Annotated in this window: 1 protein-coding gene; it reads right to left on the minus strand. The window is 51.4% G+C overall.

The window, feature by feature from the left end; all coding sequences use genetic code 11:
- Positions 1-3: 3 nt before the first annotated feature.
- Positions 4-1,259, minus strand: a protein-coding gene (locus M8318_RS00275) for an IS3 family transposase (RefSeq protein WP_262660582.1) whose coding sequence is annotated in 2 segments (ribosomal slippage) — positions 4-908 and positions 908-1,259 — 1,257 coding nt in all. Because the reading frame shifts where the segments join, the coding sequence is not laid out codon by codon here.
- Positions 1,260-1,312 lie beyond the last annotated feature (53 nt).

Raw genomic sequence — 1,312 nt, forward strand, 5'->3', positions numbered from 1 at the left:
TGACTAGTCCTGATATAGGTTGACAGTTTTCTGCCTGTAAAACGCCTGATGAACCTCATCGGGCGTTTTGTATTTCAGGGCAAGATGCGGCCGCTCATGGTTATAGATTGCCACAGATTCTTTTACCATCATTCTGGCCTGCTCAAGGTCAGCCGGGCGCGAGAGTAAAAACTCATTTTTCAGGATCCCGTTTATTCGCTCTGCCAGAGCATTCTGGTAGCAGTCATAACCGTCTGTCATTGAACAGGTTATCCCGTTTTTCTCATGTACCGACTGGTAAAGTGCTGAACAGTATTGCAGCCCTCTGTCAGAGTGATGTATCAGGGGACCTGTCTCTTTTCTCTGTTTCAGTGCCTGCCTGAACGCTTTTACCACATTCTCCGTCTGCAGATTTTCCCCCACATGGTAGCCCATGATTTTCCTGGAACAGGCATCCGTGACCAGACTCAGATAAGCGGTGCCACTGCGCAGCGCAAGGTAAGTAATATCGGCGACCCAGACCTGCTCCGGCTCAAGGGCGGTCACCTGTCCGGGGCCGGGCTTCAGCAGATTAGGGTGCCGGTAAAAGCGATGGTGGCTGTTGGTGGTTTTGTGGTATGCGCGTTTCACAGGCACCAGAAGCCGGTGTTCATCCAGCAGACTGAACAGGCGGTCACGCCCGATATTCAGTATTCCATCCGCCTGACTGTTCAGCAGATAGTGCAGTTTACGTGTCCCCATTCGTGGCTGGCGGCACCGGACACGGAGAACAAAATCAAGAACCTGCGCATTATGTTCCTGTCGTTTTCGGCACCTTGCGTTGTCCTGATACCACGCCTGCCTGCTGTACCCCAGGAACTGGCATGCACGCGTTACCGTTACTTTCGTGGCCTGACTTTGCGTGAGGACTTGCCGGGCTGCTTTTTTACGACTCTCACCCCGTAATCGTTTTTCAGAACATTGATAACAGATTCAAAAAACTCAGCTTTCTGATTCGCCAGCTCAAGCTGCTCTTCAAGCTCTCTGATTCTTTGCTCGGGTGTGAGTGGGATATTTGTCTGAGTCACAGGCCACGTCCTCTTCACGGGCTCAGGAAATCCGGGGCTCCAGTCAAGCCGGCCATATTTACGCAGCCAGGCAAGAACGGTAGAGCGCCCCTGAATGCCAAATCGTTGCTGGGCCTGTTTATAGCTCATCTCGCCTTTTTCGACCTGCTCAACGACAGCTATTTTAAAGGATAGAGGATAATCACGTTGGGTACGTTTGAACTCAGTCATCATCACGTTCTCCGGATTTAAGTCAGGAACGTGTCAACGCTATTCAGGACGGGTCA

The sequence above is a fragment of the Leclercia tamurae genome, from assembly GCF_025566055.1.
GTDB classification, from domain to species: domain Bacteria; phylum Pseudomonadota; class Gammaproteobacteria; order Enterobacterales; family Enterobacteriaceae; genus Enterobacter; species Enterobacter tamurae.